The organism is Streptomyces caelestis, assembly GCF_001279005.1.
In the GTDB taxonomy this organism is placed as follows: Bacteria; Actinomycetota; Actinomycetes; order Streptomycetales; family Streptomycetaceae; genus Streptomyces; species Streptomyces heliomycini.
In genome coordinates this window covers 142818-162198 of the sequence record NZ_LGCN01000040.1, presented here as the reverse complement: position 1 = coordinate 162198, position 19381 = coordinate 142818, and the positions used below count along the sequence as shown (strand labels likewise).

17 protein-coding genes and 1 pseudogene are annotated in these 19381 nt (G+C 71.2%); 5 read left to right on the top strand and 13 right to left on the bottom strand.

The features are described 5' to 3' along the window. Window positions 1-519: pseudogene (locus ADK41_RS05090) on the bottom strand (helix-turn-helix domain-containing protein); the annotation flags it as partial. A 228-nt stretch (window positions 520-747) separates the two neighbouring features. Continuing rightward, window positions 748-1230, bottom strand: coding sequence for an ATP-binding protein (locus tag ADK41_RS05085; protein ID WP_030830721.1), 483 nt, complete (start codon window positions 1228-1230; stop codon window positions 748-750). A 154-nt stretch (window positions 1231-1384) separates the two neighbouring features. Here ADK41_RS05085 and ADK41_RS05080 point away from each other — a divergent pair, with 154 nt between their 5' ends. The 3 genes from ADK41_RS05080 to ADK41_RS05070 are packed head-to-tail and all read left to right on the top strand — an operon-like array spanning window position 1385 to window position 4388. Then, window positions 1385-2269 (top strand): helix-turn-helix domain-containing protein, encoded by an 885-nt coding sequence (locus tag ADK41_RS05080; protein WP_030830719.1) that lies wholly within the window; start codon window positions 1385-1387, stop codon window positions 2267-2269. Continuing rightward, window positions 2266-2475 (top strand): DUF397 domain-containing protein, encoded by a 210-nt coding sequence (locus ADK41_RS05075; RefSeq protein ID WP_030830716.1) that lies wholly within the window; start codon window positions 2266-2268, stop codon window positions 2473-2475. Before ADK41_RS05080 ends, ADK41_RS05075 begins: the two co-directional genes overlap by 4 nt. 35 nt (window positions 2476-2510) lie before the next feature. Next, window positions 2511-4388 (top strand): hypothetical protein, encoded by a 1878-nt coding sequence (locus ADK41_RS05070; RefSeq protein WP_234318901.1) that lies wholly within the window; start codon window positions 2511-2513, stop codon window positions 4386-4388. Window positions 4389-4418: 30 nt separating this feature from the next. On the opposite strand, the gene ADK41_RS05065 is transcribed toward ADK41_RS05070, so the two are convergent. Both ADK41_RS05065 and ADK41_RS05060 read right to left on the bottom strand, forming a co-directional pair. Next, window positions 4419-5846: an amidase gene (locus tag ADK41_RS05065; protein WP_030830710.1), complete on the bottom strand. Its 1428-nt coding sequence runs from the start codon at window positions 5844-5846 to the stop codon at window positions 4419-4421. Between the two features lie 445 nt (window positions 5847-6291). Then, the gene (locus ADK41_RS05060) at window positions 6292-6486 is read right to left on the bottom strand and encodes a hypothetical protein (RefSeq protein ID WP_030830707.1); all 195 of its coding nucleotides are present in this window, start codon (window positions 6484-6486) and stop codon (window positions 6292-6294) included. A 185-nt stretch (window positions 6487-6671) separates the two neighbouring features. Here ADK41_RS05060 and ADK41_RS05055 point away from each other — a divergent pair, with 185 nt between their 5' ends. Further along, window positions 6672-8810, top strand: a complete 2139-nt coding sequence (locus tag ADK41_RS05055) for a S9 family peptidase (protein ID WP_030830704.1) — start codon at window positions 6672-6674, stop codon at window positions 8808-8810. A gap of 100 nt (window positions 8811-8910) precedes the next feature. Here ADK41_RS05055 and ADK41_RS05050 read toward each other — a convergent pair whose 3' ends face one another. From ADK41_RS05050 to ADK41_RS05030, 5 genes are read right to left on the bottom strand one after another with little or no spacing between them, the layout of a single operon-like run. Then, window positions 8911-9984 (bottom strand): ABC transporter ATP-binding protein, encoded by a 1074-nt coding sequence (locus ADK41_RS05050; protein ID WP_030830701.1) that lies wholly within the window; start codon window positions 9982-9984, stop codon window positions 8911-8913. After that, the gene (locus ADK41_RS05045; protein ID WP_030830698.1) at window positions 9977-10951 is read right to left on the bottom strand and encodes an ABC transporter ATP-binding protein; all 975 of its coding nucleotides are present in this window, start codon (window positions 10949-10951) and stop codon (window positions 9977-9979) included. The genes ADK41_RS05050 and ADK41_RS05045 overlap by 8 nt, the downstream gene beginning before the upstream one ends. Window positions 10952-10957: 6 nt before the next feature. Further along, window positions 10958-11938, bottom strand: a complete 981-nt coding sequence (locus tag ADK41_RS05040) for an ABC transporter permease (protein WP_030830695.1) — start codon at window positions 11936-11938, stop codon at window positions 10958-10960. Then, on the bottom strand, window positions 11931-12854 hold the full coding sequence (locus tag ADK41_RS05035; protein WP_030830690.1) for an ABC transporter permease: 924 nt from the start codon (window positions 12852-12854) through the stop codon (window positions 11931-11933). The genes ADK41_RS05040 and ADK41_RS05035 overlap by 8 nt, the downstream gene beginning before the upstream one ends. Window positions 12855-12860: 6 nt before the next feature. Further along, entirely contained in the window at window positions 12861-14486 is a 1626-nt protein-coding gene (locus tag ADK41_RS05030; protein WP_030830687.1) for a peptide ABC transporter substrate-binding protein, read from the bottom strand. Between the two features lie 190 nt (window positions 14487-14676). On the opposite strand from ADK41_RS05030, the gene ADK41_RS05025 reads away from it, so the two are divergent. Then, window positions 14677-15099 carry a YunG family protein gene (locus ADK41_RS05025; protein WP_030830684.1) on the top strand — a complete coding sequence of 141 codons (423 nt, stop codon included), beginning with the start codon at window positions 14677-14679 and terminating at the stop codon, window positions 15097-15099. Window positions 15100-15192: 93 nt separating this feature from the next. Here ADK41_RS05025 and ADK41_RS05020 read toward each other — a convergent pair whose 3' ends face one another. Genes ADK41_RS05020 through ADK41_RS05005 form a run of 4 tightly spaced genes read right to left on the bottom strand, consistent with a single transcriptional unit; the run spans window position 15193 to window position 19288 of the window. Then, entirely contained in the window at window positions 15193-16341 is a 1149-nt protein-coding gene (locus ADK41_RS05020; RefSeq protein ID WP_030830682.1) for an ABC transporter ATP-binding protein, read from the bottom strand. Next, on the bottom strand, window positions 16334-17392 hold the full coding sequence (locus tag ADK41_RS05015) for an ABC transporter ATP-binding protein (RefSeq protein WP_030830679.1): 1059 nt from the start codon (window positions 17390-17392) through the stop codon (window positions 16334-16336). The genes ADK41_RS05020 and ADK41_RS05015 overlap by 8 nt, the downstream gene beginning before the upstream one ends. Before the next feature lie 11 nt (window positions 17393-17403). After that, complete coding sequence (locus ADK41_RS05010; protein ID WP_030830676.1) at window positions 17404-18366, bottom strand: ABC transporter permease; 963 nt, start codon at window positions 18364-18366, stop codon at window positions 17404-17406. Further along, window positions 18359-19288 (bottom strand): ABC transporter permease, encoded by a 930-nt coding sequence (locus ADK41_RS05005; RefSeq protein WP_030830673.1) that lies wholly within the window; start codon window positions 19286-19288, stop codon window positions 18359-18361. Before ADK41_RS05005 ends, ADK41_RS05010 begins: the two co-directional genes overlap by 8 nt. Between the last annotated feature and the right edge of the window lie 93 nt (window positions 19289-19381).

The following is a 19381-nucleotide window of genomic DNA, read 5'->3' as shown; positions in this document are numbered from 1 at the left end:
GGGGAGGGGTTTGCGGGGTGCTCGTTGCTCACGCGTCTCCCGTGGGGTGCGCTCCTCGCAGGCCTCCTGCGGTTGTGGCTGCGGCTGCGGTCCGGCGGTCGTTCGGGAGGGTGCCTCAGCGGGGTGGCGGGCCGCCGCCGGCTGGTTGCACGAGATCGTACGGGTCACGATGCGGCCGGTGGAGGTGCGGACGCATTCGCGGCGCAGATAGCCGTGGGTCTCCAGCTCGCGCAGGGCGGCGGCGATGCGGGTGGCCCCCTCGGGGAACCGGGCGGCGAGGGTCTTGATGTCGGCGGGGGCGCCCTTCGGCAGTGACTGGAGGTGCGTGCCGAGCCCGATGGCGAGCAGCGAGAGCTCGCGGTGCTGGGCCAGGTGGTTGCCGATCACCGTGAAGCGGGTGGTGTGGCGGGTGTTGTCGTGTTGGAGCCCGCCGGTGGTGCGGTGGGCCCGGTTCGGGTGCTTGTTGCCCGCAAGGCGGGCCTGTGCGTGCGGGGGCACGCTAGGGTTCTGGGTACCCATCGGGAAGCCTTCTTCTTCCTCGGTGGTCAGGCCCTCGCACCGGGATTGTCCGTCCCGGCGGGGGCCGTCTCATGTCTGTGGTTGCGGTGGTGCGTTGCGCTGAGCGTCGCCCCTTGGGGGCCGCGAAATCCAGCCGGTTCGAGGATGTTCACCCGCCCGAGTGAGCGCGACCACGGGCGGGAGGGGTGGGGTTTGGCGGGGGGTGTTTTCCCTGAAGTTCTTTGTCTTTCAGTCGTCGACGGCACCGGAGCGCGAGGGTGCGGGTTCCGGCGGCGTGAAGCTCAGTTCGGCCCAGACGGTCTTGCGCGGGAACCGCCCTTCGGCTACTCCCCAGCGGTCGGCCAGCGCCTCGACGAGCAGCAGGCCCCGGCCCGACTCGGCCGTCGCGTCCGGTGCTTGCGGCGCGGGCATCCGGTCACCGCGTGTGTCGGTGACCTCGATGCGGAGCGTGGTGCCGACCACGTAGAGCGTGAGCCGGAAGCTGCGGCCGGGGAGGCGACCGTGGGTGGCCGCGTTGGTGGCCAATTCCGCGACGACGTGGCTCGCCCGTTCGTGCGGGAGTCCCCAGCTCCGGAGCGTGTCCACCGCGAGCAGGCGGGCGAGGCGGGCACCGCGGGGAGTGGACGACAGCAGCATGCTGAAGTTGCGGACGCCGTGGTCGGGTTCGGGTCGTGACCCATGCTCGGCGATTCCCTGAGTTTGCTGATTCACGTCACCGAGCGTGGCCGATCGGACGTACCGTGATCTGTGATTGCCCTGTTACGTAGAGCTACAGTCCAGGCTTTGTCCAGCGCTGTCGGGACTGTCGAAGCAACTCCTGCGAGCGGGGCGGAACAGTACGTCGCAGCACTACGGAGGGGCGCGCATGTCGGTGAACGGTGAGGCGGTGCGGATCGGGACCGGGACGGACCGGACGGACGAGCCGGGCTGGGAGGTGGACCCGGACGACGACTGGGCGCTCGCCGTGATCGCCACGGTGGGAAGGCAGTTGAGGCTTCGCCGGGAAGCGACGGGCATGCGGGTCTGCGACTTCGCGGTGGCGGTCGGGTACGGCGAGGACCTCGTCTACAAGATCGAGACGGGCAAGCGGATCCCGAGGCCCGAGTACCTGGACACGGCGGACGAGGTGCTGGGCGCCGGTGGGCTCATCGCGGCGATGAAGGAGGACGTGAAGAAGGTCCGGTACCCGAAGAAGGTGCGGGATCTGGCGCAGATGGAGGGGCGAGCCGTGGAGATCGGCCTCTACGTCTGCCACAGCATCAGCGGGCTCCTCCAGACGGCCGATCACGCCAGGGCGGCCTTCGAGTCACGGCAACCCGCCTACTCGCAGGAGGAAATCGAGCGGATGGTGGCCGCCCGCATGGACCGGCAAGCCATCTTCCAGAAGGACCCGGCGCCCACACTCGGTTTCGTCCTGGAGGAAGCTCCGCTACGGCGTCCGCTCGGAGGCACAATGGTGTGGCGCGCGCAGCTCGAACACCTGCTTGAGGTGGGCAGACTGCGTTGCGTGACGCTTCAAGTGATGCCGACGCGCTGCGAGGTCCATCCCGGCCTGGACGGGAAGATCGAGTTGCTGAAGTTCGAGGACGGCTCGGCAGTGGCACGCTGCGAGGGAGCGTTCAACGGCCGCCCGGTCTCGGACAGTCGGCAACTCCGCATCGTCGAACTACGGTATGGCACCATCCGTGCGCAGGCTCTCCCACCTCGGGAGTCGCTGGCCTTCATCGAGGAACTGCTGGGGGAAACATGATCCGCAAGGTCACCGGCCACCACACTTCGGTCCTCGCATGGTTCAAGAGCAGCTACAGCGACGGAAATGAAGGCGACTCCTGCGTCGAGATCGCCACCGAACCCGGCACGGTCCACGTCCGTGACTCGAAGAACGTTGAGGGCCCCCGGCTGGCCTTCACCCCCGCCGCATGGGCCGGCTTCGTGCCGTACGCGGTCGAGGGCTGATCCCGCCGGACAGCGCGTGTGATCATAATGCGCGGGTGTCCACACATCCCGTGCCGTTGCCCGCCGAGCACATACCGCCCGGCACCACCGACTGGCGGACTCCCGACGCCCGGCGCTGGCTCGCCGCCGTACCCGCCCTGTGGGCCCATCCTCTGTGGGCGGTCCTGGCGTTGGTCGTCTCCGTCGTGTGGGAACTGGAGGCGGGCCCCGTCGCCGCCTGCACGTCCGCCGACCCGTGCGGCACCGATTGGCCAGGGCTCGGGGTGGCCGTCGTCATGGTGCTGACCCCGTACTGGGTGTGGCGGCAACCGCGGCTCGCGCTCGCCGGGCTCGCGGCCGTGCTGGCGGCCCTCGTCGTCGAGGAGGGTTTCACCGCGTTCGGCCGGCCGTCCGCGCTCGCGTTCCTCCTGGCCGTCGCGTTCGCCACCGCGGGGATCGTCCACCGGCTGGCCGCCGCCGGACGGCAGCGGTCGCTGGCCCTGGAGGCGGCCGGACCGGTCGCACAGCCGCTGCCCGCCGCCGCGCGGACGTTCCGCCGGGGCCGGCTCTTCTTCGTCCTGGCCGCGCTGCTGCTGGCCGTCGCCGGGTTCGGCTTCCAGCAGGCCCAGCAGGTCGCCGACGCGTACGAGGAGCGGGCCGCGGGCGCCACGGAACTGTCCGGTCGGGTCACGGCCCTGGACCGGAGCGACGAGGACGCCGACGTCCTGACGGTGACGGCCGACGGGCGTACCCATCGCTTCGAGACGGCCTTCCCCGAGGACTTCCCCGTGGGCAGCCGGGTCGACGTCGTCGTGGACGGCGACTGGGCGGCGCTGGTCGCGGAGCCGTACGACGTCTTCGGCTGGGAGCTGCTGGTGCTGGGCGGCTCCGCCGCGGCACTGGCGTTCCTCGTGAACGGGGCGGTCGGGCGGACGCGTTCGCGGCGACTGGGGCGCGGACCGCTGCCGGTGCTGCACGTGCTGGTGCGCGAGGACCACAAGGACAGCCGCACCTGGGTGTTCGCGGCCGATGATCCGGAGGGTTTCCGGCCGATCCTGCACTTCCACTCGCAATACGTCTTCGAGGACCAGGACGAGGACGAGGATGACCGCGACGTGGACGAGGGCCCCGGGGCCGCCGTCGGACTCGACAGGCTCACGGAGATCATCCGGGGCGGGGGCCCCACCCCGCCGCTGCGGGAGGCCGTCCTGTACGGCGTCCCCTACGCGGGCGCCGAGGTGGCCTTCGCCGCGCGCACCGACGCGGACGCCGCCGAGGTGGTGGTGGAGTGCAGCGTCACCGCGGTGAGACCGGCCGTTCCGGGGTGGGGAAAGCGCGGGCCGCAGCACCATGAGCAGAAGGACCCGCAGCGGCCCGTCGACGAGGTCGCCGCCGGCATGACGCCCACGGCGGGCCCGCGGGTGTGGCGGGCCCACGGCTTCTCGCGTGCGGTCGGCCTCGGTCTGCTGCTGGTGCAGGGCGGCGGCATATGGGCCGCGCTCGATGAGGGGCCGTCGTGGAGCCTGCTGTGGTTGGCCGTGGTCCTGCCGTGGCTGGTGACGTCCGTGTCGACGGCGCTCACCTGGCGGATCACCGCCGACCGTAACGGGCTGTGGGTGACCGGGGCGTGGCGCGTGCGGCGGGTCCCGTGGGACGTGATCACGTCCGTGCGGCACTCCGACGACGGCATCCGCATCAGCCGGGCCGAGGGCTCCTCCGTCGGGGTCTCCCCCACCGGCTGGACGTGGCTGGAGCGCCGCCTGGGCCGCGAGCCGGGTGCGGAGCGCGTCACCGGGGAAGTGCGGGCGCTGCTGCTCCGCCCGGAGCTGCGACCGTCGGCGGAGGCGCCGTCGGGGCAGCAGGGCATGCCGGTCGGGCCTCCGCTGGTGGCCCTGTCGGTGCTGTGGGGCGCGGCGGTGCTGCTCCTGCTCTGAAGGACGGCGGGGCGGCACCCGGGCCTCCCCTCAGGAATCCTGGAGCCGCCGGAACGGCCGGTCCGCCTCCAGCTCGAACGCCAGCTCCAGCAGGGTGCGTTCGGCGCCCGGGCGGCCCGAGACCATAACGCCGACCGGCAGGCCGTCCGCCGTCGTGTGCGCGGCCGGGACCGCGATCGACGGGGTGCCGACGACGTTGTTGACCGGGGTGAACGCCACGTAGGCGAGGATGCGTTCGATCAGGGTGGCGTAGGGGACGGCCGGGTTGAGGTGGCCGATCGGCGGGGTGGTGTGGGCCAGGACCGGGGAGAGGATCACGTCGAGGCCCCGGAAGCCCGCCGCGTACGCCTCCCGCGTGCGCTTCAGCCGGCGCACGACGCCCGGCGTCCGCTTCCACTTCCCCACGTACGCCTCGCGCAGGCCCCGGCTCAGGCCGTCCATACGGCTCCGGTCGAAGTCCGCGCCCAGCGTCCTGCCGGTGACGCCGAGCAGGAACGACAGCATGCCCCAGTAGGTGAGGAAGTCGTCGGTGAAGTGCGGGTCGATGGACAGCTCCACCGGTTCCACGGTATGACCGAGCCGTTCGAGGCGCTCGGCCGTCTCCGTGACGGCCGCCCGGGTGTCGGCGTCCACCCGGACGCCGTTCGGGGAGTCCACCAGGAGGCCGATGCGCAGACGGCGGTCCGAAGGGCCCTCGACGAGGCCCACGGGCGGCAGCCCGGGGTTGCGCCAGTGCTGTTCCGCGGCGGCCAGGAACGCCGCGCTGTCGCGCACCGAGCGGCTCACGACGCCGTCGGTGACGAGGTCGATGGGGAGCCGGCGGCCCTGCGCGTTGGCCACCACCCGGCCGCGGGTCGGCTTGAGACCGACGAGTCCGCAACAGGCGGCCGGGATGCGGATCGAGCCGCCGCCGTCGTTGGCGTGCGCGATCGGCACCGCTCCGGCGGCGACCAGGGCCGCGCTGCCGCCCGAGGAACCGCCCGCCGAGTGGTCCGTGTGCCACGGGTTGCGGACGGGCTCGGCCCCCTCGAACTCCGTGGTGGGGCTGAACCCGAACTCGGGCAGCCGGGTCTTGCCGAGGACGGTGACACCGGTGCTCAGGAACTGGCGGGTGAACGGGGCGTGCCGTCGGGCGGCGCGGGGCGCGAAGGCGGCGCTGCCGTGCCCGGTGGGCAGGCCCTGGTAGTCGGTGTTGTCCTTGACGAAGGTCGGCACCCCGGCGAAGGCGCCGGCGGGCGCGGAGCCGTGCGCCGGGACGTCGAGGTGCACCTGGACCGCGTGGAGCCGGGACTCCACGGCCCCGACCCGGGCCGCCGCGTCACGGGCGGCCTCGGCGGCGCCGACCTCGCGCCGGCGGATCGCCTCGGCGAGGCCGACCGCGTCGTGATCGCCCAGGGCGTCGTCCCGGAAGACGTGCACCCTCGCCTGCGCCTCGCTCTGTTCCTCGGAAGTCGTCACCGTCGGCTCCGCCCTGCGCGCGTGGATGATGGCCCCGCCATCATTGCTTACCAGTGAGTAACAGGCGAGGGGGCGAGGCGCGCGAGTCGGGAGGACCACCCGCTCCGGCTGTCGCCGGCGACCGGTCCCCCGTCGCCCTCCCCCGCCCGCACGGTCCCACCGCACGATCCCGCCCGCACGGTCCCGGCGGAGTCGCCGCGGACGACGTGACGGCCGTCGGCACGGCTGCCGACGCGCCGCTCCCCCACGGCCCGCCCTCCGGGCCGCCGGCGCCACGGCGTCCGGCCGCGGCGGAAGGCCGGACGGAGCGCAGGCGTGTCCGCCCCTCGGGCGTCGCCGTCCGGAGCCCACGGGGACCGGCCCGGGGCGGAAGGGGAGGCCTGACGGGACGTGGGCTCCGGCCGGGTCCCGGGACGTGCCACGGGTCCCGGCCGGAAGACGGCGCTCAGAAGTTGATGCTGCCGATCATCCCCGCGAGGTTCGTCGTCAGTTCGCTGATGGTCGGGGCGATCGTCGACGAGGCGAGGTAGAAGCCGAGCAGCATGCACACCACGGCGTGCCCTGCCTTCAGACCCGACTTCTTGATCAGCAGGAAGACGATGATCGCCAGCAGCACCACCGCCGAAATCGAGAGTGCCACGGCGGTTCACCTCCAAAGGTCCCAGAGCGCGGGGGTAGGGGGACGTAGGAACATGGGGGCAAGCAAAGCCAGACAGCAGCCAGCAGGTTCATACCCACTATGCGCTAACGATCATAACTATCCGTACGTGCGCATCGGTCGGCGCACGGCCGCACAAGGGGGCGCATGGCCAATATGGTCATGGCATGACGACCGAGACCGACTCCTTCCCCCGACGGCACGCCCGTACCCTGCGTTTCACGCTCGGCGCGCCGCGTTCGTTCAGCGTGGCTCCCGACGGCTCGCGTGTCGTGTTCCTGCGCTCCGGTTCCGGTACGGACCGGGCCAATTCGCTGTGGGTCCTCGACACCGAAGGGGGCGGGGAGCGCGTGGCGGCCGACCCGCGCGCCCTCCTGGGCGGGGCCTCGGAGAACCTCTCCGCCGAGGAGCGGGCGCGGCGCGAGCGGAGCCGCGAAGGCGGCGCCGGCATCGTCGGCTACGCCACCGACGCGGCCGTCGAGTTGGCGTCTTTCGCCTTGTCAGGGCGGCTTTTCACGGCCGAACTGCGGGCCGGGACGGCACGTGAACTGCCCGCGCCGGGGCCGGTGATCGACCCCCGTCCGTCGCCCGACGGACGGTACGTCGCCTTCGTCTCCCGGGGCGCGCTGCGCGTCGTGGGGGCCGAGGGCGCGGACGGACACGCCCTCGCGACCCCGGAGTCGGAAGGTGTCACCTACGGTCTGGCCGAGTTCGTCGCGGCCGAGGAGATGGGCCGCTCGCGGGGCTTCTGGTGGGCTCCGGAGTCGGACCGGTTGCTGGTGGCGCGCGTGGACGACACGCCGGTACGGCGCTGGTGGATCTCCGATCCGGCGCACCCGGAGCGGGAGCCGCAGCGGGTGCCGTACCCGGCGGCGGGCACCCCGAACGCGGACGTCCGGCTGTTCGTGATCGGCCTCGACGGGACGCGCACCGAGGTCTCCTGGGACCGTGCGCGCTACCCGTACCTGGCCCATGTGCACTGGTCAGCGGCGGGTGCCCCGCTGCTGCTGGTCCAGGCGCGCGACCAGCGCGCCGCGCTGATCCTGGCCGTGGACCCGGACTCCGGGGCGACCCGGATGGTGCACGCCGACGAAGATCCGATTTGGCTGGAACTTTTCCCCGGGGCGCCCTGCTGGAGCCCCTCCGGGCAGCTGGTGCGGATCGCGGACGAGGGGGGCGCGCGACGACTCGCCGTCGGTGAACGACCGCTCACCGGAGCGCAGTTGCACATCCGCGCCGTACTGGACGTCTCCGCCGACGACGTGCTGGTCTCGGCGTCGGCGGGCGAGGAGGCGGCCGACCCGGAGGTCGGCGAGGTGCACGTCTACCGGGTGAACGAACTCGGCGTGGAACGCGTCTCGCGGGAGCCCGGTGTGCACTCGGCGGTACGCGCCGGAGGCGTGACCGTGCTCGTCTCCGCGGTGCCGGACCGGCCAGGTTCGCGGGTCCAGGTCCTGCGTGACGGGAAACCGACGGCGACTGTCCCCTCGTACGCCGAAGACCCCGGTATGTCCCCCCGCGTGACGCTGACACAGGGGGGCGCACGCCGTATTCCGTGCGCCGTGCTTATGCCCCGGGACTACGCCGGGGACACTCCCCTGCCGGTGCTCATGGACCCCTACGGCGGTCCGCACGGGCAGCGGGTGCTCGCCGCCCACAACCCGCACCTGACCTCGCAGTGGTTCGCCGACCAGGGTTTCGCGGTGATCGTCGCGGACGGACGGGGGACGCCGGGCCGCTCGCCCGCCTGGGAGAAGTCCGTCCGGGACGACCTCGCCGACGTCGTCGTCCAGGACCAGGTGGACGCGCTCCGGGCGCTCGCCGCCGACTTCCCGCTCGACCTGGACCGGGTCGCCGTCCGGGGCTGGTCCTTCGGCGGTTACCTGGCGGCCCTCGCCGTCCTGCGCCGCCCCGACGTCTTCCACGCGGCCGTGGTGGGCGCCCCGGTCACCGATCTCCGCCTCTACGACACCCACTACCAGGAACGGTACGTCGGCCACCCGGACGAGCAGCCGGAGGTCTACCGCCGCAACTCGGTGATCGACGACGCGGGCCTGGTCGGCGCCGTCGAGCCGCACCGCCCGATGATGATCATCCACGGCCTCGCGGACGACAACGTGGTGGTCGCCCACTCGCTGCGGCTCTCCTCCGCGCTGCTGGCGGCCGGCCGCCCGCACGAGGTGCTGCCCCTGTCCGGGGTCACCCACATGACCCCGCAGGAGGAGGTCGCCGAGAACCTGCTCCGCCTCCAGCTCGGCTTCCTCAAGCGCTCGCTGGGGCTCGCGAACGGGGACGAACCGCGTTAACACGTGCGCAACTCTGCGGAAGCGGTACCGATATACGGACACGGCACGCTGATCGGCGTACGGCCGTGCGGGTGCCGTGAGCGGGCCGGGGTGCGCCATGTCACCCCGGCCCGTTGCCGTGCCCCTCCACCGGCACCACCTGCTCCGGCGCGGAGCGCCCGACCGGTACGGCCTCCGCGAAGTGGCAGGCCGAGTCGTGCGCCGCCGGGCCGCCGGACGCCTCGAACCAGGCCGGCACCGCGAGCGCCGGCGCCTCCAGCGCGCAGCGCTCCCGCGCCTTCCAGCAGCGGGTGCGGAAGCGGCAGCCGGAGGGGACGTCCGTCGGCGACGGGACGTCGCCGCCGAGGATGATCCGCTCGCGGCGCTCCCGGGCCCGCGGGTCCGGTACGGGCACGGCGGAGAGCAGGGCCTGGGTGTACGGGTGGGTCGGGTGCTCGTAGATCTCGGTGTCCGTGCCGGTCTCCACGATCCGCCCCAGGTACATCACCCCGACCCGGTCGGAGAGGTGCCGGACGATCGACAGGTCGTGCGCGATGAACACGTACGCCAGGCCGAACTCGCTCTGCAGCCGGTCCATCAGGTTGACGACCTGGGCCTGCACCGACACGTCCAGCGCGGAGACCGGCTCGTCGGCGACGATCACCTCGGGGCGCAGCGCCAGGCCCCGTGCGATGCCGATGCGCTGGCGCTGGCCGCCGGAGAACTGGTGCGGGTAGCGGTTGGCGTACTCCGGGTCGAGGCCGACGACGTCCAGCAGCTCCCGCACCCGTCGGCGCCGGTCGCCCTTGGGCGCCGCCTCGGGGTGGATCTCGTACGGCTCCCCGATGATGTCGCCCACCGTCATGCGGGGGTTGAGGGAGGTGTACGGGTCCTGGAACACCATCTGGATGTTGCGGCGCACGGCCTTCAGCGCGCGCCCGGACAGCCGGGTGATGTCCTCGCCCTTGTAGCGGATCGAACCGGCCGTCGGACGTTCTAGGTTGACCAGCATCTTCGCGACCGTCGACTTGCCGCAGCCGGACTCGCCGACGATGCCCAGCGTCTCGCCCCGGCCGAGCGTGAAGTCCACGCCGTCGACCGCGCGCACGGCGCCGACCTGCTTGCGGAAGACGACGCCCCGGGTCAGCGGGTAGTGCTTGACCAGGCCGCTGACCTCCAGGACCGGCTCAGTCATCCAGGCACTCCCTCCAGAAGTGGCAGGCGCTCCCGCGCGTCGCCGAGACCTCGTACAGCGGGGGTTCGTCGGTGCGGCAGACGTCACGGGCCAGCGGGCAGCGGGGGTGGAAGGCGCAGCCCGGCGGGACGCGCGTGAGGTTGGGCGGCAGGCCCTTGATGGCGCGGAGCTCCCGGCCCTTGAGGTCCAGGCGCGGGACGGAGTCCAGCAGGCCCCGGGTGTACGGGTGCGCCGGGGCCTTGTAGACGTCGTGCACCGGCGCCGACTCGACGATCCGGCCCGCGTACATCACGGCGATGCGGTCGGCGACGTCGGCGACCACGCCCAGGTCGTGGGTGATGAGGATCAGGCCCATGCCCAGTTCGCGCCGGAGTTCCGCGAGCAGCTCCATGACCTGGGCCTGGACGGTGACGTCGAGGGCGGTGGTCGGTTCGTCGGCGATGATCAGTGCGGGTTCCAGGGCCAGCGCCATCGCGATCATGATGCGCTGGCGCATGCCGCCGGAGAACTGGTGCGGGTACTGCCCGGCCCGCTCCCGGGCGGCGGGGATGCGCACCCGGTCCATCAGCTCCACGGCCCGGGCCCGCGCGTCCCTGCGGGACATGCCCCGGTGCACGGTGAACATCTCGGCGAGCTGGTCGCCGACGCTGAGCACGGGGTTGAGGGACGACAGCGCGTCCTGGAAGATCATCGCCATCTCGGCGCCCCGGACCTTGCGCCGCTCGTCCTCCTTCAGCTTCAGCAGGTCCCGCCCCCGGAAGACGACCTCGCCGCCGGTGATCCGGCCGGGCGGGACGTCGAGGATGCCCATGACCGCCTGCGCGGTCACGGACTTGCCGGAGCCGGACTCGCCGAGCACGGCCAGGGTCTCGCCCGCGTCCACGCCGTAGCTGACACCGTCGACGGCCTTCGCGACCCCGTCCCGGGTGTGGAACTCCACGCGCAGGTCCCGCACTTCGAGCAGCACGGCGGCTCACCTCAGTTTCGGGTCGAGGGCGTCGCGCACCGCGTCGCCGAGCATGATGAACGCCAGGACGGTGACCGCGAGGGCCCCGGAGGGCCACAGCAGCGCGTGCGGGGCGTTGCGGATGTACGGGGAGGCGGCGGAGATGTCGATGCCCCAGGAGACGCTGGGCGGCTTCAGGCCGACGCCGAGGTAGGACAGGGTGGCCTCCAGCGCGATGTAGGTGCCGAGCGCGATGGTCGCGACGACGATGACGGGCGCGACGGCGTTGGGCGCGATGTGCCGCAGCACCAGCCGGGAGCGGGAGGCGCCGAGCGCCCGCGCGGCCTGGACGTAGTCGTTCTGCCGGGCGGTGATGACGGCGCTGCGGGCGATGCGGGAGATCTGCGGCCAGCCGAGCAGCACGATGAAGCCGATGACGGGCCAGACGGTGTCGCTGGTGACGACGGAGAGCAGCACCAGTCCGCCGAGGACGACCGGGATGGCGAAGAAGACGTCGGTGACGCGGGAGAGGACGGAGTCCCAGGCGCCCCCGAGGAAGCCCGCCAGGGCGCCCAGGACGCTGCCGAGGACCGCGACGCCCAGGGTGGCGAGGACGCCGACGGCGACGGACGTGCGGGCGCCGTAGACGGTGCGGGTGTAGACGTCGCAGCCCTGGCCGTCGAAGCCGAAGGGGTGGCCGGCCCGGGAGCCCTCCTGGGCCTTGGAGAGGTCGCACGTGAGGGGGCTGCCGGAGGTGATCGCCGAGGGCCACAGGGAGATGAGGACCAGGAAGAGGATGACCAGGGCGGAGACGAGGAAGACGGGGTTGCGGCGCAGGTCGCGCCAGGCGTCGGACCACAGGGAGCGCGGCTTGCCCCGCGGTCCGGAGCCGTCCGGGCCCTGCGGGCGCCGCTCCGGGGTCCTGGCCTCCACGACGTCCAGGTCCACGGCGCCGCCGGCGGCGGCCCCCGCGAGGGCGGGTTCGGGTTCGTAGTGCTGCTCAGGCATAGCGGATCCTCGGGTCGAGTACGGCGTAGAGGAGGTCGACGACGAGGTTGGCGACCAGGAAGACCAGCACCAGCACGGTGACGAAGCCGACGACGGTCTGGGTGTTCTGCCGCAGGATGCCCTGGTAGAGCTGGTAGCCGACGCCGTGGATGTTGAAGATCCGCTCGGTGACGATCGCGCCGCCCATGAGGAAGCCGATGTCGGCGCCGATGAAGGTGACCACGGGGATGAGCGAGTTGCGCAGCAGGTGCCGCACGACCACCCGGCGGTGGGGCAGGCCCTTGGCGACGGCGGTGCGGACGTAGTCGGAGCGCCGGTTCTCGGCGATGGAGGTGCGGGTCAGCCGGGTGACGTACGCCAGTGAGACCGAGGCCAGGACCAGGCCGGGCAGGATCAGCTCGTCGAAGGGCGCCCCGGAGGAGACCGAGGGCCGGATCCACCCCCACTCCACCCCGAGCAGCAGCTGGAGCAGCAGACCGGTGACGAACGTGGGCACGGAGACGACGACGAGGGTGAACAGCAGGACGCCGGTGTCGACGGGGCGGCCCCGGCGCAGTCCGGTGACCACCCCGAGGGCGATGCCGACGACGACCTCGAAGAGGATCGCGATCAGGGTGAGGCGGATGGTGACGGGGAACGCCGTCGCCATCAGCTCGGTGACCTCCTGGCCGTTGAAGGCCGTGCCGAAGTCGCCCGTGAAGACGTTGCCCATGTAGGTCAGGTATTGGCGCCAGACCGGCTCGTCGAGGCCGAACTCCTGCTCCAGCCGGGCGGCGGTCGCCGGGTCGCACCGCCGCTCGCCGCACAGGCCCGCGACGGGGTCGCCCATCACGTTGACCATGAGGAAGATCAGCAGCGTGGCCCCGACGAACACCGGGACCATCTGGATCAGCCGCCGGACGACGTAGCGTCCCATGGCGGCTCAACCCACCTTGATCTGGTCGTACACGGGGACGCTGAAGGGGTTGAGCCTGACGTCGGAGAGCCGTTCGGACCAGCCGGCGCTGCCGTTCTGGTACCAGAGCGGGATGGCGGCCATGTCGTCGCGGACGACCTCCTCGGCCTGCTGGAACAGTCCGACGGCCTTGGCGTCGTCGGTCTCCTGGTTGGCCCGGTCGACGAGGCCGTCGAACCGCTCGTTCGACCACATGCCGTCGTTGGAGGAGGCGCCCGTGTAGTAGAGCGGCTGGAGGAAGTTCTGGATGAGCGGGTAGTCCATCTGCCAGCCGGCGCGGAACAGGCCCGTCATCTTGCGGTCGGTGATCCGGCCGCGGAAGTCGGCGAAGGTGCCGACCGGGTCGGCGGTGCAGGCGTGTTCGTCGTCCAGCGCGTTGTTGATGGAGTTGCAGACGGCGTTGACCCATTCGCGGTGGGAGCCGGTGTCCGCGTTGAAGGTGATCGTCACCTTGCCGCCGGGCAGCCCGCCGCCCTCCCGGATGAGCCTCTTGGCCTCGTCGGGCCGGTACGCGCAGGCGTCCCCGCACAGGCCGGCCCGGTAGCCGCCGTCCTCGCCGAGGACGGGTGAGGTCCAGTCGGTGGCGGGGGTGCGGGTCCGCTGGAAGATCGTGTCGGTGATCTGCTTGCGGTCGATCGCCATGGACAGGCCCGTGCGGACCTTCTCCGAGCCGGGCTTGTTCCAGGCGTCGTCGTAGTAGGGGAAGGCGAGGGTCTGGAGGATGCCGGCGGGGGTGTTGAGGTAGCGGTCGCCGAGGTCGCTCCTGACGTTCTTCAGCTGGGCGGCGGGGATGTCGTCGGCGAGGTCGAGGTTGCCGGCCATCAGGTCGGTGTAGGCGGTGTTGGCGTCGGTGTAGACCTTGAGGTCGACGCCGCCGTTCCGCGCCTTGTCGGGGCCGGGGTAGTCGTTCCAGGTGCGCAGGGACATCTGCGAGCCGCGGGTGTACGAGTCCACCAGGTACGGGCCGTTGCCGACCGGTTTCCTCACCCAGGCGTCGTGGTCGTCGAAGAACGCGCGGGGCAGCGGGGCGAAGGCGTTGTAGCCGAGGGTGTCGGGGAAGGTCGAGAACTTCTGGGCGAGCTCGACGGTGAAGGTGCGCTCACCGGTGACCTTCAGACCGGACAGGGTGTCGGCGGTCTGTTCGCCCTCCTCGGGGTGGACCTGGTCGTAGCCCTTGATGTAGCCGAAGAAGTACGCGTTGCGCTGGTTGTTCCTCAGGCTCGCACCGTAGTTCCAGGCGTCGACGAAGGACCGGGCGGTGACCTTCTCGCCGTTGCTGAAGGTCCAGCCGTCCTTGACGGTGACGGTGAAGTTCCGCGAGTCGGAGGTCTCGATCCTCTCGGCGAGCATGTCCTTCGCCTCGCCGGTGACCGGGTCGTACCGCTTCAGCCCGCGGAAGACCATGTCGAGGACCTTGCCGCCCTGGACCTCGTTGGTGTTGGCCGGCTCCAGCGGGTTCTGCGGGTCGCCCCAGGAGGCGCTCAGTACGGCGCCGGCGTCGCCGCCGCCGCTGGCCTCTGCCTCGCAGGCGGCCGCGGCGAGGACGGCCGCCACCGCGCAGACGGCCCGTCGGGCGTGCGTGGCTCCGCGCATGGGTGCCTCCTCGTACGTGTGCCGTGGCGTGCTGGTCCTTTACGTCAATATCGCCGCGAGCGGCACGTGGGGCTCATTCGGTTCCACCGTCGGGGTGCGGCGGGCTCCGAACGGGTGACCCGCGCGGGGGCGCCCCGGGCCGACGCGGAACGGCCCGGCGGTGTCAGTGCCCCCTGGCAGGATCACCGGCATGACACCGTTGCTTCTCACCGACGTCGAACGAGCCGTGCGCAGCAGTTGGAGTGCCGAGACGTGCACCCCCGAGTACCGGTCCCGCTGGACCGCGGAGAACCCGGCCCGGGACCAGTGCGGGGTGACCGCGATGGTCCTCAACGACCTGCTGGGGGGTGAGCTGATCAGGGGAGAGGTCCACGTCGACGGGGAGCGCGTGGACTACCACTGGTGGAACCGCCTGGGCATGGGCGTCGAGATCGACCTCACCCGTGAGCAGTTCGGGCCGCAGGAGCACGTGGTCGGAGGCGTCGTCATCCCCCGCCCGCCCGAGATACGAAGGCTTCGCGAGGAGTACGAGCTCCTTCGCGAGCGTGTCCTGGACCGTCTCGGCCGGCGGCGGCCGACGGCCCCCGCGGCCGCGTCCCGCGAGCCGGTGTGAATCCGGTCGGCCGGTAGGCGGCCGGAACCGGAAAAGGCCTGTTCCCGGTACCCGCGCGGGTACCGGGAACAGGCTCGTGCCGTCGTGGTGCGGTCAGGCCGCGTGGACGACGTCCTTCTCCTCGGCGAAGTGGCAGGCCGACTCGTGGGCCGCCGGGGAGTCCGAGGTCTTGAAGCGCTCGGGCACCGCCAGCAGCGGGACCTCCTGGGCGCACTTGTCCTGGGCCTTCCAGCAGCGGGTGCGGAAGCGGCAGCCCGAGGGCGGATTGGCCGGGGACGGCACGTCGCCGGTGAGGATGATCCGCTCGCGGCCCTCGCGGGCCTCCGGGTCGGGGACCGGGACCGCCGACAGCAGCGCCTGGGTGTAGGGGTGCGTCGGGTGGTCGTAGATCTGCGTGTCCGTGCCGATCTCGGCCATCTTGCCGAGGTACATCACGCCCACGCGGTCCGAGATGTGCCGGACGATGGACAGGTCGTGCGCGATGAAGAGGTAGGACAGGTTGAACTCGTCCTGCAGCTTCTCCATCAGGTTGATGACCTGTGCCTGGACGGACACGTCCAGCGCGGAGACCGGCTCGTCGCAGATGATGATCTCGGGGTTGAGGGCCAGGCCGCGGGCGATGCCGATGCGCTGGCGCTGACCGCCCGAGAACTGGTGCGGGTAGCGGTTGATGTACTCGGGGTTGAGGCCGACGACGTCCAGGAGTTCCTGGACCCTGCGGCGGCGGTCGCCCTTCGGCGCCACCTCGGGGTGGATCTCGAAGGTCTCCCCGATGATGTCGCCCACCGTCATACGGGGGTTGAGCGAGGTGTACGGGTCCTGGAACACCATCTGGATGTTCCGCCGGACCGCCTTCAGCGCACGCCCGGACAGCTTGGTGATGTCCTGGCCCTTGTAGAAGACCTCGCCCGCGGTCGCCTTCTCCAGCATCATCAGGAGCTTGGCGACCGTGGACTTGCCGCAGCCGGACTCGCCCACGATGCCGAGCGTCTCGCCCTGGTACAGGTCGAAGGAGATCCCGTCCACGGCCTTGACCGCACCGACCTGACGCTTGAGCAGGATGCCCTGGGTCAGCGGGAAGTGCTTCACCAGGTTGCGCACCTGGAGGATCGGCTCACCGCGCTCGACGGGCGCGTCGATCGCGGCCACCGCCTGCTCCTCGGTCGCGGCGTCGACGGTCTCGACCCGGGCGACGTTGGGGGTGGCGTCCACGGCCTCGCTCGTCTTCTCCGGCTCAGCCATGGATCGTCTCCTTCCAGAAGTGGCACGCGCTGCCGCGGCCGGCCAGCGCGCCGCCGTCCCGCTCGGTGACGGGGAACAGCGGCGGGACGTCCGTGCGGCAGACGTCCTGCGCCTGCGGACACCGCGGGTTGAAGGCGCAGCCGGACGGGATGCGCGTCAGGTTGGGCGGCAGTCCCTTGATCGCGTACAGCTCCTGGCCCTTCTGGTCCAGGCGCGGGATCGAGTCGAGCAGGCCCTTGGTGTAGGGGTGCGCGGGCCGTTTGTACAGCTCGTGCACGGGCGCGGTCTCCACGATCCGCCCCGCGTACATCACCGCGATCTTGTCCGCGACGTCGGCGACGACGCCGAGGTCGTGGGTGATCAGGATCAGACCCATGTGGTACTCGCGCTGGAGCTCCGCGAGCAGGTCCATGACCTGGGCCTGGACGGTCACGTCGAGGGCCGTGGTGGGCTCGTCGGCGATGATCAGGTCCGGCTCCAGGGCGAGCGCCATCGCGATCATGATGCGCTGGCGCATACCGCCCGAGAACTGGTGCGGGTAGTCGTTGACCCGGGCCGCGGCGGCCGGGATCTTCACCCGGTCCATCAGCTCGATCGACTTGGCCTTGGCTTCCTTCTTGGACAGGCCCTGGTGGACGCGGAACATCTCGCCGAGCTGGTAGCCCACGGAGAGCACCGGGTTCAGCGAGGACAGCGCGTCCTGGAAGATCATCGCGATCTTGTTGCCGCGGATCTTCCGGCGCTCCTCGCCGGACATCTTCAGCATGTCCTGGCCGCGGAAGAGGATCTCCCCCTGGGGGATGCGGCCGGGCGGCATGTCGAGGATGCCCATGATGGCCTGGGCGGTGACGGACTTGCCGGAGCCGGACTCGCCGAGCACGGCGAGCGTCTCGCCCGCGTCGACGGAGTAGTTGACGCCGTTGACGGCCTTGGCGATCCCGTCGCGGGTGTGGAACTCCACGTGCAGGTCGCGCACTTCGAGCAGCGGGCGATCCGCGTCCCGCGAGGCGTCCGGCGCGGGGCTCCCGGCCGTTTCTTCGATGATGGTCACGTACGCCTCCCTCAGCGCAGCTTGGGGTCGAGGGCGTTGCGTACCGCATCGCCGAACATCAGGAACGAGAGCACCGTGATCGAGACCATCACCGACGGGACGATCAGGGTGTGGGGGGCGATGCGGAGCTGCTCACGTCCACGCGCCACGTCGCCGCCCCAGGAGACGGCCGTGTCGCCGAGACCCACGCCCAGGAAGGACAGGGTGGCCTCGGCCGCGATGTAGCCGCCGAGCGCGATGGTCGCCACGACGATGATGGGCGCGACCGCGTTGGGCAGGATGTGCCGGAACATGATCCGGGACGTCGAGGCGCCGAGCGCCTTGGCGGCCACCACGTAGTCCGCCTGCTTGACGGTGATCACGGCGCCGCGGGCGACACGGGCGATCTGGGTCCAGCCGAGGAAGGCGAGCGCCATGATGACGACCATGACGGTGCGGTCGTCGAAGGAGTTGAGGATCACCAGGGCGCCGAGCAGGAACGGGATGCCGAGGAAGATGTCGGTCAACCGCGAGAGCAGGGTGTCGGTCCAGCCTCCGAAGTAGCCGGCGATCATGCCGATGACCGTGCCGAGGACGGTGACGGCGACGGTGACGCCCACACCGACGGTGATCGAGGCACGGGCGCCGTAGACGACCCGGGCGTAGATCGAGCGGCCCTGGACGTCGTAGCCGAACCAGTCCGGGGCGAAGAAGTGGCTCCAGTTCGGCTTGCCCAGGTAGTGCTTGGCCAGGTCGGCGTCGCGCGGCGAGGCGCTGGTGAACAGTCCCGGCCAGATCGCCATCACCAGCAGGAACACGATCAGCACGGTCGAGACCAGGAACAGCGGGTTGCGCCGCAGGTCGTGCCAGGCGTCGGACCAGAGGCTGCGCGCCTTCTCGGGAGCCGGGCCGGAGTCGGTCACGACGACGCCGGCGGTGCTCGCGGTGTCCCCGGGGAGGGCGTCGACCGTCTTCTCGATGGTCTTGTCAGGCATACCGGATCCTCGGGTCCAGGACCGCGTAAAGCAGGTCGACGATCAAGCTGGCGGCGAGGTAGATGAGCACCATCAGCGAGGCGATGCCCACGACCGTGGCGCCCTCGCGCCGGGTGAGCGCCTCATAGATCTCGATACCGATGCCCCGCACGTTGAAGATGCCCTCGGTCACGATGGCGCCGGTCATCAGGCTGCCGATCTCGATGCCGAGGAAGGTGACCACGGGGATCAGCGAGTTGCGCATCAGGTGGACGCCGATGACGCGGCGGCGCGGCAGTCCCTTGGCGACGGCGGTGCGCATGTAGTCGGAACGCAGGTTCTCCGCGATCGACGTGCGGGTCAGCCGGGCCACGTAGGCGAGGGAGAGCGACGCCAGCACGGTGGCGGGAAGCGCGAGCTGGCCGAAGTCCGTCGAGTCGGTCACCGTGGGGGTGGTGACGGACCACTTGAACGCGAGCAGGTACTGCAGCAGGAAGCCCAGCACGAAGGACGGCATCGAGACGAGGACCAGGGTCAGCGTCAGCAGCCCGCGGTCCCGCAGCGTGTCGGGGCGCAGACCGGCGACGACGCCGAGGCCGATGCCCACGAGCGTGACGAAGGTGAAGGCGAAGATCGTCAGCCTGATCGTCACCGGGAACGCGTCGGTGATGACGTCGCTGATGGGCCGCTGACTGGCGATCTGGGTGCCGAAGTCACCCTGGACCAGCCCGGTCATGTAGTTCACGTACTGCTGCAGCAGCGGCTGATCAAGACCGAGGTCCTTCTTGATGCTCGCGACCACCGCCGGGTCGTACGCCTGGTCCCCCATCATCGCCCGGACGGGGTCGCCGGGAAGGGCGTACATCATACAGAAGATGATCAAGGTTGACCCGATGAAGACCGGGATCATCTGGAGCAGTCGTCGTGCGACATAGCGCCCCATAGGTGCCTCCGTGAGGGGTTAACGCAGGTGGGGGGCCGCCTCCTGGTGACGAGACGGCCCCACGCACCTCCCACCGCCGCCTGAGCGGCGGCG

What these genes read in the sequence shown, in the direction of transcription:
- ADK41_RS05050 (WP_030830701.1), bottom strand. Translation starts at nt 9,984, where the DNA reads ATGACTGAGCCGGTCCTGGAGGTCAGCGGCCTGGTCAAGCACTACCCG.
- ADK41_RS05055 (WP_030830704.1), top strand. Translation starts at nt 6,672, where the DNA reads ATGACGACCGAGACCGACTCCTTCCCCCGACGGCACGCCCGTACCCTG.
- ADK41_RS05035 (WP_030830690.1), bottom strand. Translation starts at nt 12,854, where the DNA reads ATGGGACGCTACGTCGTCCGGCGGCTGATCCAGATGGTCCCGGTGTTC.
- ADK41_RS05025 (WP_030830684.1), top strand. Translation starts at nt 14,677, where the DNA reads ATGACACCGTTGCTTCTCACCGACGTCGAACGAGCCGTGCGCAGCAGT.
- ADK41_RS05030 (WP_030830687.1), bottom strand. Translation starts at nt 14,486, where the DNA reads ATGCGCGGAGCCACGCACGCCCGACGGGCCGTCTGCGCGGTGGCGGCC.
- ADK41_RS05040 (WP_030830695.1), bottom strand. Translation starts at nt 11,938, where the DNA reads ATGCCTGAGCAGCACTACGAACCCGAACCCGCCCTCGCGGGGGCCGCC.
- ADK41_RS05010 (WP_030830676.1), bottom strand. Translation starts at nt 18,366, where the DNA reads ATGCCTGACAAGACCATCGAGAAGACGGTCGACGCCCTCCCCGGGGAC.
- ADK41_RS05005 (WP_030830673.1), bottom strand. Translation starts at nt 19,288, where the DNA reads ATGGGGCGCTATGTCGCACGACGACTGCTCCAGATGATCCCGGTCTTC.
- ADK41_RS05020 (WP_030830682.1), bottom strand. Translation starts at nt 16,341, where the DNA reads ATGGCTGAGCCGGAGAAGACGAGCGAGGCCGTGGACGCCACCCCCAAC.
- ADK41_RS05075 (WP_030830716.1), top strand. Translation starts at nt 2,266, where the DNA reads ATGATCCGCAAGGTCACCGGCCACCACACTTCGGTCCTCGCATGGTTC.
- ADK41_RS05080 (WP_030830719.1), top strand. Translation starts at nt 1,385, where the DNA reads ATGTCGGTGAACGGTGAGGCGGTGCGGATCGGGACCGGGACGGACCGG.